Origin of the sequence: Pseudoteredinibacter isoporae, assembly GCF_011602085.1 — a bacterium.
Classification (GTDB): domain Bacteria; phylum Pseudomonadota; class Gammaproteobacteria; order Pseudomonadales; family Cellvibrionaceae; genus Pseudoteredinibacter; species Pseudoteredinibacter isoporae.
Window position 1 is genome coordinate 211,526 of record NZ_JAAONY010000002.1, and the last position, 17,130, is coordinate 228,655.

Genomic DNA, 17,130 nt, shown 5'->3' on the forward strand with positions numbered 1-17,130 from the left:
CATTTAGGAATCAGGCAAGGGACTCGTTTTGGGGCTTTTCCATTCGATGATGCTGGCAGAAATCGCTGTGACCCGGCACAAATTGATCCAGATCGCTGACCGGGTCAATTTTCTCGCAACAGGCTTTTCCATCCTCAGTGAAGCCCTGGCAACGAGGATTCTTGCGATGCTGCAACCAGGCAGCATAGTCTTCCGGACGAACACCTCTGAGATTTGCAACGTACACCATCGGCGCCGCAAGATACTCGATTACATCCTCGTAAGGAATATGAAGGCTGCCTATCCCCGGATGATTGACCTGTAGCTTTATCCCCTGATCTTGCATCAACTTGAGCATGGCATTGTTATTTTGGGGAGAACTGTTTTGAGAAGAACCCGGCTGCGAAGAGCCGCTCTGAGCAAAGCGGTTACCGGCAGCGTTATTTAGGGATTCATCCCCTGTGTGCATTTGAGTACGCGACTCAAGCTCAGCATCTTTCTCCTTGATAAGGCGATTTTGCTGAAGGATGTATTGCTTGGCTTGGCCTAATTTCTCCTGCCACTTCTTGTCGCGTTTTTCGATATAGGATTGCGCTTTTTCGTAGACACTTTTCTCAAAGCGCCCTTCCAAAGACTTCAGCTGCAACAGCAATTCATTGTGCTGATCGCGCAGCTTACCAATTTCCAGACTTTTTAAATTTAACTGCTGCTCGTAATTTTTGCGCTGTTTCTCCAGCATGCTCTCGTCAAAACCATCACCACCAACATAGTCTGCCAAATTCGTCAGCACCACAGGCTGAGCACTGTCATTAATTTGCAAGGCGGGAATCTCGCTTGTGGAAGACTGTTGACGATCCAACTGCCCAAGTCCCAACTGATTGCTCTTAACGCATTGCACCATCGCTTCCACTTGTTCAACAAAAGGTTCCCACAACTTTTGTTGATGCCAGGCAATGCTGCAATTGGAATAGCTTGCGATTCGAATAACCCTACTCAGGGTGGGAGTAATGTCGGCCTGGCAGGCCAGTTGTTTAATCGGTGTGTTCCAATGAAGATCCGGGCGACCGGATATATCAAAACCGAGATGAAAGAACACCACAGCATCAACTGTCAGGTCAGGGTTGACCAAAAGAAAGGCACACTGGCACTTCCTGCCACTGTAATCCACCAGCGGCACAAAGCCATCGAGAACAGATTCAAATTCCTCAACCAGCATCTGTCGGCTGACATCTGTCCCTTCAAAGAAAAAAACCAGCTGATATTGTTCGGGTCTGATTTCGCCCATCGATTACTCTCCCTAGGCTCTCATCGAGATCACCCCGTAAAAGCTCTCCAAGAGCTAATAGTTCATCAGGTGAATCGAATAAGAAGACATCATCCATGTCATGTCTTTAATTAACGAGCTGCCAGTCTAAACCGAGCCCTATGTAAATTCTATAGCGCGGGTATGAAAAATAGCATTAGAAACAACGGGAACATTGTTCTAAAAGCGCGCCATTTTGGATGGCGCACAGCTCGTCTTTTTCTTTTGCTTGGGTCACATTCTCTCTTCGCTTATGGTTCGTGCAAAAAGTATCCCCTTATCAACCCAAATTTCAACAGCTACACCTTTGTGGTAGCGCACAATTGCAGACTGCCCATCGGCAATTATCGGCAAGTCACCAAAGATATTTTCGCGATAATCCACCTGATAGAGTGTTTCATACTCGCCCTCCTTTCCCTGAACACTGCGCAACTGCGCAGCCGGTATAGACAGCAATGAACAATAACGTCCACCACCCAACTGAAAGTTTTCACTTAAGGCGGAACGCTGCAAACGAAAATCCAACTGGGAAAAGCGACGATTCAACTCCCCTAACTCACGATCAACAAAATCCAAAGGTCGTTGCTTCAAGTGGTTATAAACCACTTCGGCGGCAATAGCGTCTGCCTTCGGCCAGGCTTTTACGTCGGAAGAAGTCTGATACCACCAGCTTAAACTCAGGGTGCTTACCAACAGGAATAAAGCCGCCAGGGATCGAAACGACAATGTAAACGACGCGGGTGACTTCCTTTGAGCATTTGAAGACTCTACCTTAAGTTCAGCCGCTAAGTTATTTGTTTTGCTCAATATGGCTTCGTTACCATTTTGAATGCCCTGCAACTTTTTCAGTGCAGCTAATTGCTCCTCCGACAAACTGGAGGATTCGAAATGGGACTGCAAACCCGCTTTTAATGATTTAGGCATATCGGCCACCCTCCCCCTGAGCACTTTCCCTCACCCATTCGCTGGCCAGCAAACGTTTACGTAAGCGGTGAATTTTGGACAGCAAGCTCCCCTTTGGCATTTCCAGCAAATCGGCAACCTCTTGGGTACTGTAACCTTCAACCGCCCACAGATAGAGAATTTCACCCTCTTCAGCACTGAGCATTTCCAGTAATTGTTCCAGAAGGTGTTCATCAATCACCAGAGATTCGAGCACCTTGAGATGAAAATCCTGGAGGACTTGCTCCTCCTCGAAAGCCTGATGAGAATAACGCTGTCGGTGGCGCTGCTGATCAATAAAAGCATTGCGAACACTGCGCATTAAGTAAGGCATGGGATCTTGAAGTTCCGGCACAGGTGGCTCAATAAACCGCCCTATTGCACCGTGAACCAAGTCGTAAGCCACATCCGACTCTGCGCACAGCGAAAGCGCATATCGATACAGGCGATTCAATTGGCTTTCATCGATCACTTGACGTGTTTCTCCTGAAAGGCTCGATTTCGTCAGCATCCACACAAAAGTACTTTTGCTCAGCTGTTTGACTCAGAACAGACACCAGAAATTCCCCGGCATCCGTCACAGCCTCGCTGTTCGTAAGAACATCTTCGCAAAGCACAGACAGCTGCTCAAGGCTGAAACGATGAGGAAGCGAATCCAGTACGGAATAAAGCAATGGGTGCACGGGGTCTATAGACAATGCAAGCCGCTCCGAGCCTGGCGCCCCCTTTCCACTGTCGCCTATGGCAATTTGAATGGAGCAGTACTGCTCTAATTCATGAGCAACAGGGCCGCCTTCGTGGACATAGTCATCCGGGTAAAGGGAATGCAAAACTTGCCGTGGAGATCTCGACAACAACACACTATCGACAGGTTGCGAAAGCGATTTCATTATCCGCCATAACTCTATAAGCCCTTCCGGCAATTTGAGTATCTGCAAACTTTTATTAAATGAAAACCGAGCATTGAGAATACCTCCACTCACACTGAGGCGCTGAAGCTTTTTCGGCGTTAGTCGCCGTTCAGCTTGAATCGCCCCACGCGTTGCGCAATCAACAGCCCATTCCAAACGCAACAAGTCGCCCAAATACGTGGGCAATCCCCATGAATTTTCCATGCAGGCCATTTTCGAGGCCACAAAGCTGGCAAAATCGGACGGAAAAAAATCAATATTTGCCTTATTACCAAGGGAACACACTAAATATTCATTCACGAGAACGCCGAACGCTTCAGCAGGCATATGTCGACTGGCGACAGGGAAGCTGTGCAAAAGGCTGCGACGCAAAGCTCCTTGATAATTATTTCGATAAACGCCCCGAGCTTCAAACTCGCAGATTCGTTTGGGCGCTAGTGTTTTTGATGAACACCAGTCGCTTGATAGACGATGTACATACTCAGAGGAAACAATAGCGTTCAACAAGCGCTTTTGAGCCTGCCGCTCCTCATTCACAAACATTTTCACGCTGGATTCTGCCATTTAAAGTGCCTCACCTTGCAAGCAAGCGAAGTCGGTGAGGGTTTGCTCTACCGTATTGAGTTCTTCCAGCACCCGACGCAACGGTGGGATATTATTATCCCACTCCAGCAATACCGGCTTTTTACCCAACAAACGAATCGCTTCGGCAAGCAAGTACAAAACATCTTTATGCAAAGCTGCGCCATGATGATCAATAGCACCCCACCGTGTCCGCTGATGCCCAGCAATATGAATCTGCCAAACCTGTTCAGATTTAAGCTCTGCTATTTGTTGCAATGCATAATCCAATGCTGCATCTTCATCGTTATGGGCGTTCAATCCATTTACATACAGATTATTCACATCCAGAAGGATTCCGCAGCCAGAAAGCTCAGCCAGCCCAGCCAGAAATTGACCTTCTGACAGTATTGACTGTCGATGAAACAAATATGTAGAAATATTCTCTACACAGAATGGCCGTCCAAGAAAGGTCTGCACACAATCAGCACGCTCAGCTATATAACGTATATTGTCCGGGTGATAAGCAACGGGCAACAAATCATGGCTATGCGCGCCCTCCAGTGAATGAAAACAGGCATGATCAGAAATCTGTTGCACATCGAGCCTATCTGCAAGTTGCTTTACAGATTGCAGATAGCTTTCGTCCAAGGGTTCCATTGCACCGAGATTCATCCCAATGCAATGCAAGCTCAGGGGGCAAGACGCAAACAAAGGCTCAGCGCGATAAAAATGCAGATTATCAACACATAAAAAGTTGTCCGCTAAAACCTCCATCCAAGGCAGCTGGATATCGCGCTCAATCAGTTCATCCATATACTGGTGTCGCAACGCGATACTTGCTAACGGGGGCAACACTGTTCTTACGGTGTTTTGGCAGGTTTAAGCTTGGCGACCTTACCACCAATTTTATCGCAGGTACCTTCGGGCACGTAGACCCATTCATTCGGTGAATGATCTTCAGTTGCCTGCCCTGCACAACCGTGCTTGCCATCCAAAGAGCCGCAGTCATTTTTTCCCGCCAACGCAACACCAGCACATTTTTCCCAAACCTTGGGTTGCTCAGGTACCGCCAGCGCAGTTGATGCCGCACCCACGCTCAAGATGGCCAAAGCCGCATTTAATGGATGTGTTTTTGATGTATTGGGTTTCATTCCTCAAAGCCTCCAATCAATTAAGAAAACAAGGTTTAACGCCTCGTATCTTCTTTAACGCTGAGATCAAAGTTTTGATTGCAAATATTTTGTGACGTCGAGGGAGGCATAAAGCGACGTAGGATCGCCGCTTTTGATCTTATAAAGGGGAATTAAAGACCGATAATCTTAAAGCAGAAATGCAAGCTGTTAAAACTCGCAGAAGTCATCCACTTCGTCGTCTTCGTATTCGTCGCCGAGTAAGTACTCGAGCAACTCTTCCAAGTAATCTTGCATAATTTTTCCTATTGCCTGTATATCGGCGGCTATATGACAGTTAAAGCTTAGATTGCACATATGGCAAGGAGATGAATTTTTTGTTGCGATTTGGTGACAGAGCTGAAGAAATTTGAGCACTCATAAGGGGGGGGGGTTAAACAAGGCTACGCGAGCACCGGCGAGGGACTGATCATTTGCTCCTGCAAATGCCCCTTCGAGTTGCTCCTGGCGTCGCAATCCAAAATCGCTCCAGGCGATTTTGTCGAACCACGCGGGTTCTCGCCCATCCGGTCTATGGGGTTTCTTTCTGACAATAAAAAAGGCTGCAATCGCTTGCAGCCTTTTGGAATAGTGGCGGACCGGACGGGACTGATCATTTGCTCCTGCAAATGCCCCTTTGGGTCGCTCCTGACGTCGCAATCCAAAATCGCTCCAGGCGATTTTGTCGAACCACGCGGGTTCTCGCCCATCCGGTCTATGGGGTTTCTTTCGGGCAATAAAAAAGGCTGCAATCGCTTGCAGCCTTTTAGAATAGTGGCGGACCGGACGGGACTGATCATTTGCTCCTGCAAATGCCCCTTCGGGTTGCTCCTGGCGTCGCAATCCAAAATCGCTCCAGGCGATTTTGTCGAACCACGCGGGTTCTCGCCCATCCGGTCTATGGGTTTCTTTCGGGCAATAAAAAAGGCTGCAATCGCTTGCAGCCTTTTGAAATAGTGGCGGACCGGACGGGACTCGAACCCGCGACCCCCGGCGTGACAGGCCGGTATTCTAACCAACTGAACTACCGGTCCGCAAAATATCAGCAGTGGTGCAATCTCAAGTTCACGCTCTAGAGATTGGTGGGTGGTACAGGGATCGAACCTGTGACCCTCGCCTTGTAAGGGCGATGCTCTCCCAGCTGAGCTAACCACCCCTTGCTGAAGAGCTGCGCATTCTACCGAATCGCTTTTCTAAGTCAAGGATTTTTATAGATTTTTTTACAATAGGCCCCAAGGCTTATAAATAGCCTCCGTCGCCGTAGATCAGTGGGGAAAATTGCTCATTGTCCAAACAAACCTGTTCAATCTGGCCGATAACAATATCGTGGGTGCCGTAAGGGTGAACCTGGTCAACCTTGCAGCTGAAACAGACTTGAGAACCACTCAACATGGGTACTTTTTCGGCATTATCCTGCCAGTCGCCCAGATGAAAGCGCCCTTCACCCTGCTCACCGCCCGCACAGGCATTGGAAATATCCTGCTGGTCTGCACTCAGGATATTGACCGCAAACGCTGTTCCCGGGGTCAATGTACTGGCCATAGTCGTGGCTTTGTTGACACAAACCAGCAAGGAGGCCGGGCTGTCTGAAACAGAAGTCACCGAGGAAGCCGTCATCGCCAGGCGCCCATGTTGCTGGTCACGGCAGGTGATAACCGCCACTCCCGAAGCCAGGCGTCGCATACCCGCCTTCATTGCCGCTCCCAGATCCTGTTCACAATTCATACGCTAATTGCCTTATGTGAGATCACTCATCAAATTCGTTGTAATAGTTTGCTTATAGTTTAGTCCATAGCTTAACAAGCCATACTGAAAAAACCCATTACTTTACAGGTAAAATTCTATAGCCTGAGATAGCATCGCTATCGCCAAGGCAGGCATTTTAGCGCCCAATTGAGCAAAAGCCACGATAAAGAAAATACTGCCCTAGCCCCTGGCCGTTATAATGAAACCATGAAAATTTCAAAACTCTTACAAGACAAACGCTATTTATTTTGGGCCTTGCAATTCGCCGGTTGGACGGCTTGGGGGGTCTCTTTCTATTTGGGTGTTTTATTCTGGGGCAAAGTTCCCAATGACTACTTGGCCTATCTACCCATAGTAAGCTCTATCGGTATGATTCTTACCTTGCCTCTGCGCGCACTCTACCGATATATGTGGGAAATGAGTGCTCTGCGCCGACTCATTGCTGTGGTTATCGCCTCGTATGTCGCCGGCTGTGTCTGGATGGCTTCGCGTGGATGGATCTTCTACAACATGTTTCCCGAGCGTCGCAATCCTAAACATGAGGACTACGAAGGCATTGAAAGGATCCTTGCTTATTTCGACGGCGCAACCACGGCCAGTTGGGTAATTCTGGTATGGAGCGGCCTCTACTTCGGGATCAAATACTATATGCTGCTGCAGGAAGAGCGCCAGCGAGGCTTGAAGGCACTGTCTATGGCCCATGAAGCTCAGCTCAAAATGCTGCGCTACCAGCTTAATCCCCATTTCCTGTTTAACACATTGAATGCAATATCCACTCTGATTCTGGATAAAGACACTCAACTGGCCAATACCATGGTGACACGTTTGAGCCGCTTCCTGCGTTACTCTCTCGACAACGACCCCATGCAAAAAGTGACTGTCGACGAAGAAGTGGAAGCCTTAAGACTGTATCTGGATATCGAAAAAGTTCGTTTTGATGAACGCCTGAAATTGAAATTCGATATTGATGATAATGCCAAAACCGCGCTCATGCCCAGCCTGCTTCTGCAACCCCTGGTAGAAAATGCGATCAAATACGCGATTGCCCAGGCGGTAAATGGCGGTACGATAGCCATCGAAGCCAAAACCTTTGGTAATGATCTGCTATTGGCGGTTATCGACGACGGCCCGGGTTTGGACAGCCTGCACAATACCGAGAGCCGCTCTGGCAGCGGTGTTGGCCTCGCAAACAGCCGCGAACGCCTGCAAGAACTGTATGGCGTGGAACAATCATTCCGCCTCAGCCATACCGACCCACATGGCTTGACGATTAATATTCGAATTCCTCTGGAACGTGCCGATAAAAAGGGCTAAACCTGATAGCGCTTTCGGGCGGGCAAAAGAAGAAACATAAAGGAAGGATTTATGAGCAAACTCAGCGCGATTATTGTAGACGACGAGCAACTGGCACGCCGTGGTTTACAGCTACGCCTGGAAGAGATCTCTGATATTGAAGTTCTCACGCAATGCAGTAATGGTCAGGAGGCCATTGCTGCCATCTCGGCCAAACAACCCGATGTGGTATTTCTCGACATTCAAATGCCCGGCATGAGCGGCTTTGATGTGGTATCTCGCCTTCAGGGCGACAACCTGCCCCTGATTATTTTTGTTACAGCATTCGATCAGTACGCCATCGATGCGTTTAAAGTGCACGCCGTTGATTACGTCTTAAAACCCATCGACGATGAGCGCCTGAAGGAAGCTGTCGAGCGCGCACAAAAACATATTGAGCAGCAACAAAATGCTGACAGCAAAGAGAAGCTGATGAAGTTGCTGATGGAATACACCGGCAGCAATGATGTCGATGCCCTGATCGAAAGCAATGGCAACACCTACCCCGACACCATCAATATTAAAGACGGCAGCGAAATCCAGCGTGTTAAGACCTCAGACATTGAATGGGTTGACGCTGCAGGCGACTATATGTGTGTACACGCCATGGGCAATACCCATATCATGCGCAAGACCATGAAGGACCTGCAGACCCTACTCAATCCTGAAATTTTTCTGCGCATCCATCGCTCAACGATTGTAAACGCTCGCTGTATTAAGAGCGCCCAAACCTTAAATAACGGTGAGTACATGTTGAGTTTGGAAAATGGCAGCCAACTGAAAGTCAGCCGCAGTTACCGCGACAAAATAAAACAGTTGTTTGGAAACTGAATACCCCACAATGGAAATCACTTATGGCGCCTCTGGCGCCATTTTTTTGTCGCTTACCTGCAGAAACCCGCCCATAAAGTCAACCAGACTTCCAAATCCACAATTTTCCAACAGCAAGTATTTATAACGCTTTTAAGTTTCCTTTCGTCTCACCTCTAAACGTTAAAAAACGGCTGTTTTGTCAATTACCGCAGGGCCTAACCGCCTTACCGAAGTACGCTTAATCCACGTAATTTGTGCTGCTAAAGTAACAATTAATAAAGCAGCATTTATCAATTTATTCTCTGGAGACGCTTGTGAAGCTGACTTCCAACGCCTTGAAAAACCCAGCCGCGGTCCTCGTCATTTTGGCCATGGTTTTGCTCTTCGGGATTTACAGCCTGAGCAAATTGCCGGTGCAACTGTTTCCTGACATTCAAAACCCGGCCATTACCGTGCAAACCAGTTGGCGAGCAGCCTCACCACGGGAAGTCGAATCTGAAATTGTTGAACCGATCGAATCCGTACTGCGCGGCCTCCCTGGCATGAAAGAAATGCGAGCCTTCGCAAACAAAGGCAATGCCTTTATTGAAATGGAATTTGGCCTGGAAACCGATATGCAGCGCAGCCTGATGGAAGTGATTGCGCGCATGAATCGCCTGGATCCATTACCACGAGATGCCTCACAACCGGTTGTCACCCTGGGCCGTGGCCGCGGCGGCGATACGCCGGCATTGACCTACTTTTTTTTGCAACAACTGCCCGGAACCGCTGGCAACATTCAGGATTATCAGTCTTTCGCTGAGGACGTCATCCGCCCTGCCATTGAAGCGGTGCCCGGTGTTGCCCGCGTAACCGCCCAGGACTCTTCCGCAACCCCGGAAGAACTGGTGATATCCTTCGACCCTTATCGTGCCGCTGAGCTTGGTATTCCCCTCAGTACTGCTGCCGCACGTTTAGGCCGAGCAAATGATGTCAGTGGTGGTTTTGTGGATGTTGGTCGCCGCCAATACACATTGCGTTTTACCGGTCGCTACGAACCTTGGGAACTGAAAGAGTTGGTATTGGAATGGCGTGATGGCCGCCCAATTAAACTGGGCGACATCGCTGACGTTAGTGTGACACGCGAAGAGACCCTGCTGCACAATACTCAAAACGGCAATCCGGCAATCTCCATTCGCATCGACAAAGAGAACAGTGCCAATGCCCTGCAAACGCTGGTCGCCGTAAAAGACACCGTACAAAAACTCAATGAGGAACGCCTGACTGAAAAAGGTCTGGTAATGGTTCAGTCTTTTGATGCGAGTGTTTTCATCTACCGTGCTATCACCCTGGTTACCAGCAATATTGTGCTGGGTATTATGTTGGCGGTCGGTATTTTGTGGTGGTTCTTGCGTCGCTTGCGAGCAACCCTGATTGTCGCCATCGCCATTCCAACATCGCTGTTGGCAACGTTTATCATGCTCAAACTGACCGGGCGCAGCTTGAATATTATCTCGCTAGCCGGCCTGGCCTTCGCTGTTGGCATGGTATTGGATGCCGCCATCGTTGTGCTTGAAAATATTGTGCGGCTTAGGGAACGGGGTCTGAGCGATAACGATGCCTCCCTCGAAGGTGCCGGACAGGTTTGGGGCGCCCTGCTCGCTTCAACCGCAACTACCGTTGCCATTTTCCTTCCCGTGATGTTTATGAAGGAAGTGGAAGGTCAATTATTTTCCGACCTCGCCATTACCATCGCCATTGCGGTTGTTATGTCTTTGTTTATCGCCGTAAGTATTTTACCCCTCGCCGCGAAATACTGGCTGAAAGATTTACAACTTAGCGATCACAATCTGGGGCTTTGGCAAAAAATCAGCGGTGCGATTATGGCATTGACCAGCACGGCCAAAAAACGCGCTATCGTTGCAGCAACCTTAATCTGCGTTCCTGTCGCCAGCAGTTATGTGTTATTGCCAGAAATGGATTACCTGCCGCCGGTAAAACGAGATGCAGTTGATGCCTTTTTCCGCCTCCCCCCAGGCATTAATAAAGACACGGTGGCCAAAGAATACATTCAGGTACTGGATGAGCGCATGAAACCCTTTATGAAAGGTGAGCGCGAACCCGCACTGAAAAATTACTACATTCTGACCTTCGGTAGCTTTGGTGGCACCATGGGAGCGCGGGTTAAAGATCAATCCCAGGTCAAAGCACTCGAAAAGATTATGCGCGAAGAAATCTTCGTCGACCTGCCCGATCTGCGTGCCTACCCGGCACAGGGAAATCTCTTTGGCGGCTTTGGTGGTGATCGCAGTGTCAACATTCACTTGCAGGCCAAAGACCGTGAAGCCCTGGCCAAAGCCGCTGCATTGGGTCAGAAAAAGCTCCGTGAGATCTTGAAGATTGACGATGTTCGCGTGAATCCAAGCCTGGAACAAACTGAGCCTGAACTGCGCTTACAACCGGACGACCGTAAAATTGCCGAAGCCGGCTGGAGCCGCAGCGACGTCGCACAAATTGTTCGCTCCATGGGTAATGGTTTATACGTTGGCGAACATTTCAATGGTGAGAAGCGTCTGGATATTATCCTGCGCGCTCAACCCTGGACATCCCCCGAAGCCCTGGCCACCACACCAATGGCTACACCCGCAGGGAATATCGTTCCACTGGGTGAACTGGTCTCCATTGATCGTACCGTTGGCCCGCAGCAATTGCGCCGTATTGATCGCCGCCGCACCATCAGTATTTTTATTCGCCCACCGGAAGGCATGTCTCTGGAGCATATTATGGAGGTGATCAAAAGCGATGTTGAACCTCTATTACGCGCGGAACTGCCTGCAGACGCCAGCATTCTCTATGGCGGCAGTGCCAATGCTCTGGAACGCGCAGTGAACTCCATGGCCAGCAACTTTGCCATTGCCCTTCTGGTCTTGTTCCTGTTGATGGCGGCCCTCTTCCGTTCAGCAAAAGACAGCTTGCTGGTGGTATTGGCCATGCCGCTGGCAATGGCCGGTGGGATCTTCGCCCTACAAATTTTAAACTTATTTACCTTCCAGCCTCTCGATCTGCTCACGATGATCGGTTTCGTCATCCTGCTTGGCCTGGTGGTTAACAATGCCATTCTTTTGGTTCACCAGACCCGCAGCGCCGAGCGTGAAGGTATGAGCCGAGACGAGGCTGTAAAGTCTGCTCTGATGACACGCTTGCGCCCCATCTTTATGAGTACAGCCACCAGCGTATTTGGCATGCTGCCATTGCTTTTGATGCCCGGCGCCAGCAGCGTGATCTATCGCGGCCTGGCGGCGGTCATCGTGGGCGGCATGTGTGTGAGTACCCTGTTTACCCTGATACTCCTGCCCTGCTTTTTACGCATGGGCAAAAAACAACAGAGCGATATTCCGCTTGAGCACCGTACTAGCAATGAAGTGAAAACCTCAGAACCCAAAACAATAGCCTCGTAAATGACGCCCAAAAGGCGCAACGATAGCGCCAGAGAAACGGATTTATGAACACACGTACAAGAGACAGTGCGATGAAACAGTTAAAACAGATAATTTGTGCCGGTCTGGTATTGAGTTCCGCCTTGAGTGTTCAAAGCGGTTTCGCCCAGGGTCCGACACCCGCCGTTGAAACCGCCCAGGTGACTCTCAGTCAAAACGATAACCTTGCCCGCCTGCCGGGAACGGTTATCAGCCTGAGGGACGCGCTGCTTTCCGCCGAGATCAGTGGACGCCTGGAATGGCTGGCCGAAGTTGGTGAGCACGTTGAAAAAGGTCAAACCATCGCCCGGATTGACGATCACCTGCTGAAGCTGCAGCTGCGTAATGATCAAGCTCAGATTAAGCGTATTCAGGCCGATATGGATTATCAACGCCGCCAGCAGCAGCGTTTGAGCAAATTGTTGCAAAATAACAGCGTTGCCAAAAACGAACTGGATCAAGTGGAATCACGCATCGGCATTCTCCAACAGGACCTCGCCATTGCAAAGATTAATGCCGAGCGAGCCCAATACCAGCTGGAACGCAGTCAGGTCATCGCCCCGTTCAGCGGTGTGATTGCCCGCCGTGAAATGAATCTGGGCGAACTCACCCAAGTCGGCAGCCCATTACTGCGACTCGTTGACACCCAACGCTTGGAAATCAGTGTTAATGCCCCCTTACGCGTAGCCCGTTTTAACCAGCCCGGTACGATGGTCGCCGTGCATCGCGATAATCAGGAGATCAGCACCGAGATTCGTGGTGCGGTTCCCGTTGGCGACGAACGTTCCCGCATGATGGAACTTCGTCTTGAGCTGGACGATAAGGAATGGCTGATTGGTGAAGCGGTTACCGTGGAACTGGCTCAAGCGGCCAGCCAGCAGCAGCTCAGTGTTCCCCGAGACGCCCTGGTGCTCCGTGAGCAAGCGGTTTATGTGTTCCGGGTCGATGCGGACGGAAAAGCCCAGCGCGTGGAAGTAAAGCCTGGTGCCGGACAAGGTAATCAGATCAGCGTAACAGGAGAACTTCAATCCGGTGACACCGTAATTGTGCGCGGTGCTGAAAACCTCAAAGACGGTCAAACCCTGAAAATCTTGACGGCATCCGCAGGCTAATCGGCCTCACATTCCCCCTAAGGCAGCTACAGCCCCATTTCACTCTGTAGCTGCCTTCTTTTACCCCTTCCCAAAGACATCCATTTTCTACCTCAGCTATCCAAATCAGGCCCAATAAACTCCTGACATTTGTCACCCCTGATTGCTGACATTCCACAGCTCCCAAACCCTCTCATTCCCTTTAGTCTATACACCATCCAATCAATCAGAAGTTATAGGCCTTGTTATGAAAAACCTTTCCGTAGCCATATTGTTGATTCTCGGCGTCATCCTCAGCAGCACGGGATTCGCAAGATCCATCGCAAAATTCGAAATGGATCTTTACGATTCCGAGCGTGAACGCCCCATCAAATTAAATATCTGGTATGCCGCAAAGGCCGACTGCAATAGTGAACTCAAGTGCATTAACAGCAAAACGGAAAAACCAAAGGTCGCCGTTATGAGCCACGGAGCCATGGGCTCCGTTCAGTCCATGAATTGGCTTGCCTACCCCCTGGCCGCACAAGGTTACGTTGTTGTTGGCGTGAATCACTTTGGCGAATCCTGGGTGTATGGCCGTGAAAACATCAACCCAGCAGCCGCACTGAAGCTCTGGGAACGCCCCAAAGATATCAGCATTGCTTTGGATAAGCTGGCTCAACAATCCCCCTTTGATCAAACACTGGATCTGGAGAACATTCTGGCCGTCGGTTTTTCTTCCGGTGGTTCAACCGTTCTCGCATTGGCCGGTGCTGAATATCAGTACGAACTAGCTCAAAAGCACTGCGAGGAAAACGCCAGCACGGATTTAAGCTGTCGCTATACCCAGGAAAGTCATTTACCCGAGTTACCTCAAGAAGCCTACGGTTCCTTTAAAGACCATCGAATCACACAGCTTATTGCATTGGACCCAGCCGCAGGCCACATCACAAAACCGGAAAGTCTAAAAAGCATCGACAGCAAGGTACTGGTATTTGGCTTAGAGAATGGCGACTTCCTACCAATTGAACATCACGCCGCTTTCTACCAAGAACACATTCCTGGCTCACAGCTGGAAACCTTGAAAGGCAATGAAGGCCACTTCGTCTTCCAAGACAAATGTCAGCTAGACATCAAAGTGCATGGCATTCCGCTTTGTGAAGACAAAAGCGGTGTTAACCGGGACTCAACTCATGCGAGAAGTATTGGAAGAATAATGGGCTTTCTTGCGAAGAATCAGTAGGTGCATGCACCGGCCCGACGTGCGCTGTTTACCGGAGTAAACTGAACAATCACTCCAGTATCAGCTGCACGTCCCGCTGTTAGAGAGCACAAAAATTGGCTAACGGTGAGTACCCAATCTAACTTTGTTCTGTTCTATTGCAGTCCAATTCGTCTCTATGCGGCATGGGAGATTAAAGTAATTCCCGTATTTTATTTTGAATTTTTAACTCACACCCTTGAATTTCACCTTCATAATATGATGCGACCGGCCCTCCATCCACAAGACCTTTTTTTAATTCGGCATACCAATAAAGTGACATGCCACATGGAAAACCAAGCTGCTCTAAAACCATGAGAATTCCATACAACGCCACTCTTTTTGAAACTTCGTCCTCTATGTTTACAAATGAGTACTGATATAAATCCAGTGCCACGTAGGGCGCCTGCTCCCTAACAAGCGGTACTCCAGACATTACAATATATGCATTTAATTGCCCTTGCTCGGATAACAAATACCTTTTCCAGATTGACGTGGCTCGGCCCCGGTATTGTTCGCTATCTGAATATCTTTCTAGATATTCTTGTATTGATTTTTCGTACCCCAAACATGCAGTTGCTTCCAGCCATAATCTAGCTTTGTCATTTGACTCTTGACTTCCAATTTGTTCCATGTGCTGGTTAAATTGCATTGAATAATTATCTGAACTAAAATTATCCAACTTAGGTTGATCACAAAGCTCATTAGCATTTGTGCCTATTGCAATGGTAACAAAAATAAAACTCAGAACTCTTCGTATTAGGCCTACAAGTAGTCTATTCATCGTAAAATTCCACCCAACTCCCTGTGTCACCTATTTCATTTTAGCCGGCTTGACTCCCTATGGTGTAGTAAGAACTTCGCCTACATTCAAGTAATATGATTTAGAGTCAAGCTTACCAATAACTGATACGTAACTATCCAGAAAATTTTAATTCAGCACCTCTGACGACAGCAATGCCTTCATCTGCCCATACTTCATACCATTTCACATCTATTCACTTGATGTGGTTCCTGCAATTATGTAATAAAACCTATTTCTAATTTTCATTTCGACATAGTGTAAAAGGATTTTAGAACCATCCGATGCAACTTTATAGCCAATCGGCTCTTTAAACATTCCTCGACATCTTCACAGATACCAGTGTCAGAATTTTCATTCAACATGCTTAATAAACCCAAAAGAGCATGGGTACTTATACAAGCTAATCACCAAATGTTAGTGAATATCCTCTACACAAAGCAATATAAGCATAGTCGTATGTCAGGAAAACAACCTTTTTAACCCCACAGCCCAATGCCTCTTCTAGAAAACTAGAGTCCGAATCTAATCTTAGCTTCTCCTGATCTAGACATTCAAAATGGCTCACATTGAAAAATTCCATCTTATATGCCAAAAAATCTACGCCTCCCTCATACAATGAAGCCATGGACGTACACAGTTCACCCGTAAGCACCAACCTACCCTCGACAACATCATGTAATGCTTGTTTGAGATGAAATGCATCTCTACCAACGATATAACCGTACTTTGTTTTTATATCTCTCATTATTTGTACACCAGCATACGATCCTTATTATTCGAGTCTAATTTTATCACTGTAGCAAGCCCTCCAATTTCAGAACGAAATTCCTAACTCTAACGCCTTCGAATCAAGCTGCATACAACCTTCCGTTATCTAAACCAAATACAGTATTAGGGCTCATATCTCGACTTGTTACTTTTGATTATACTTCAACCTGACAAGCCTTTAAATCTAACCACCTTATATAGGGCCAATCTTATCCGTATCAATACTTAAAACATACAGTACTTTCAAGAGCACGCACACCAACCTACCCACACACAAAACCGAAGCAAACCGATCACACTGCCTAAATGACTTAAATTTCCTGGACATAATAATGAGTATAAATTGCGAAGAAATATCACCCCTATCTACCTTTATCTGTAGCAGGCTTATTTTTACTTTACTCACCAACTTCAGACCTACATATTTGAATATTTTCGAAACATAGACGCGCCTTCCCAGTGATCATCAAAGCATTAATACTGACTCAGCGGAATCTATATTACGGTAATCACTTGAATTACCTTTATATTTTTCTAAATAATTTTTAATCTCTTCCCACTAAAGCCTATATGCTCAGAATTTTGGTTGTTCTGGAACTCACACGCATACCCTCTCTAGGGAGCAGAGAACATTCCACAGTCAAAACCCAAATTAACACAAAACTCTCTAAAACGATTGGAAGCAAAAACAACCCCCATGCTGCTTATATCCCTATAAACATCTAGGTTGTCAGGATTTTTCCTTAAAACCATTGTATTAAAGCTAAAGGGGACTGTAGTGCCAGGAATTGCATTATAGTCTGATAAAGATAAATCAATTGCGCTTCCTACGGCTATAACATTGACTAAATAGAAATTATGCGAAACAACATCACTGCATGTTACTTCCGCATTAATCAATTCCCAAAAATTTTGGATAATTCGACCTAAGTGCAATAGCAAACTTAGACGACACCAAGGGTACCATGGCTGTATTAGGGACTGAGTCAAGCTTACTTAACTCTGCCGATGA

15 protein-coding genes and 2 tRNA genes are annotated in these 17,130 nt (G+C 47.9%); 5 read left to right on the plus strand and 12 right to left on the minus strand.

All coding sequences use genetic code 11. The features are described 5' to 3' along the window. Positions 1-10: 10 nt before the first annotated feature. The 10 genes from G8768_RS09545 to G8768_RS09590 all read right to left on the minus strand — a co-directional run bounded on the left by G8768_RS09545 (position 11) and on the right by G8768_RS09590 (position 6,593). Positions 11-1,264, minus strand: coding sequence for a hypothetical protein (locus G8768_RS09545; RefSeq protein WP_166844512.1), 1,254 nt, complete (start codon positions 1,262-1,264; stop codon positions 11-13). Positions 1,265-1,516: 252 nt separating this feature from the next. Then, a complete protein-coding gene (locus G8768_RS09550; RefSeq protein WP_166844514.1) occupies positions 1,517-2,206 on the minus strand; it encodes a hypothetical protein in 690 nt (229 codons plus the stop codon). After that, positions 2,199-2,696, minus strand: coding sequence for a sigma-70 family RNA polymerase sigma factor (locus G8768_RS09555; RefSeq protein WP_166844516.1), 498 nt, complete (start codon positions 2,694-2,696; stop codon positions 2,199-2,201). The genes G8768_RS09550 and G8768_RS09555 overlap by 8 nt, the downstream gene beginning before the upstream one ends. Then, the gene (locus G8768_RS09560) at positions 2,686-3,699 is read right to left on the minus strand and encodes an HvfC/BufC family peptide modification chaperone (RefSeq protein WP_306667750.1); all 1,014 of its coding nucleotides are present in this window, start codon (positions 3,697-3,699) and stop codon (positions 2,686-2,688) included. Before G8768_RS09560 ends, G8768_RS09555 begins: the two co-directional genes overlap by 11 nt. Further along, on the minus strand, positions 3,700-4,554 hold the full coding sequence (locus G8768_RS09565) for an MbnB/TglH/ChrH family RiPP precursor modification enzyme (protein ID WP_341800995.1): 855 nt from the start codon (positions 4,552-4,554) through the stop codon (positions 3,700-3,702). It lies immediately after the preceding gene. Between the two features lie 5 nt (positions 4,555-4,559). Further along, positions 4,560-4,850, minus strand: a complete 291-nt coding sequence (locus G8768_RS09570; protein WP_166844522.1) for a BufA1 family periplasmic bufferin-type metallophore — start codon at positions 4,848-4,850, stop codon at positions 4,560-4,562. Between the two features lie 422 nt (positions 4,851-5,272). After that, positions 5,273-5,761: a hypothetical protein gene (locus tag G8768_RS09575; protein ID WP_167202757.1), complete on the minus strand. Its 489-nt coding sequence runs from the start codon at positions 5,759-5,761 to the stop codon at positions 5,273-5,275. A 64-nt stretch (positions 5,762-5,825) separates the two neighbouring features. Further along, positions 5,826-5,902 (minus strand) — tRNA-Asp (locus G8768_RS09580). A gap of 46 nt (positions 5,903-5,948) precedes the next feature. After that, positions 5,949-6,024: transfer RNA gene (locus G8768_RS09585), tRNA-Val, on the minus strand. A gap of 83 nt (positions 6,025-6,107) precedes the next feature. Then, the gene (locus tag G8768_RS09590) at positions 6,108-6,593 is read right to left on the minus strand and encodes a flavin reductase family protein (protein WP_166844794.1); all 486 of its coding nucleotides are present in this window, start codon (positions 6,591-6,593) and stop codon (positions 6,108-6,110) included. Positions 6,594-6,821: 228 nt separating this feature from the next. Here G8768_RS09590 and G8768_RS09595 point away from each other — a divergent pair, with 228 nt between their 5' ends. The 5 genes from G8768_RS09595 to G8768_RS09615 all read left to right on the plus strand — a co-directional run bounded on the left by G8768_RS09595 (position 6,822) and on the right by G8768_RS09615 (position 14,527). Beyond that, positions 6,822-7,928 (plus strand): sensor histidine kinase, encoded by a 1,107-nt coding sequence (locus G8768_RS09595; RefSeq protein WP_166844792.1) that lies wholly within the window; start codon positions 6,822-6,824, stop codon positions 7,926-7,928. A gap of 51 nt (positions 7,929-7,979) precedes the next feature. Beyond that, entirely contained in the window at positions 7,980-8,777 is a 798-nt protein-coding gene (locus G8768_RS09600; protein ID WP_166844789.1) for a LytR/AlgR family response regulator transcription factor, read from the plus strand. Positions 8,778-9,073: 296 nt separating this feature from the next. Beyond that, positions 9,074-12,196, plus strand: coding sequence for an efflux RND transporter permease subunit (locus G8768_RS09605; RefSeq protein WP_166844787.1), 3,123 nt, complete (start codon positions 9,074-9,076; stop codon positions 12,194-12,196). A gap of 71 nt (positions 12,197-12,267) precedes the next feature. Further along, positions 12,268-13,326 (plus strand): efflux RND transporter periplasmic adaptor subunit, encoded by a 1,059-nt coding sequence (locus G8768_RS09610; RefSeq protein WP_166844785.1) that lies wholly within the window; start codon positions 12,268-12,270, stop codon positions 13,324-13,326. 226 nt (positions 13,327-13,552) lie between these two features. Beyond that, positions 13,553-14,527, plus strand: coding sequence for an alpha/beta hydrolase family protein (locus G8768_RS09615; RefSeq protein WP_166844783.1), 975 nt, complete (start codon positions 13,553-13,555; stop codon positions 14,525-14,527). A gap of 172 nt (positions 14,528-14,699) precedes the next feature. On the opposite strand, the gene G8768_RS09620 is transcribed toward G8768_RS09615, so the two are convergent. Together G8768_RS09620 and G8768_RS21345 are read right to left on the minus strand one after the other, a co-directional pair. Further along, positions 14,700-15,329 (minus strand): hypothetical protein, encoded by a 630-nt coding sequence (locus G8768_RS09620; RefSeq protein WP_166844781.1) that lies wholly within the window; start codon positions 15,327-15,329, stop codon positions 14,700-14,702. A gap of 210 nt (positions 15,330-15,539) precedes the next feature. Then, positions 15,540-15,665: a DUF6972 family protein gene (locus G8768_RS21345; RefSeq protein WP_371315438.1), complete on the minus strand. Its 126-nt coding sequence runs from the start codon at positions 15,663-15,665 to the stop codon at positions 15,540-15,542. Positions 15,666-17,130: the final 1,465 nt, after the last annotated feature.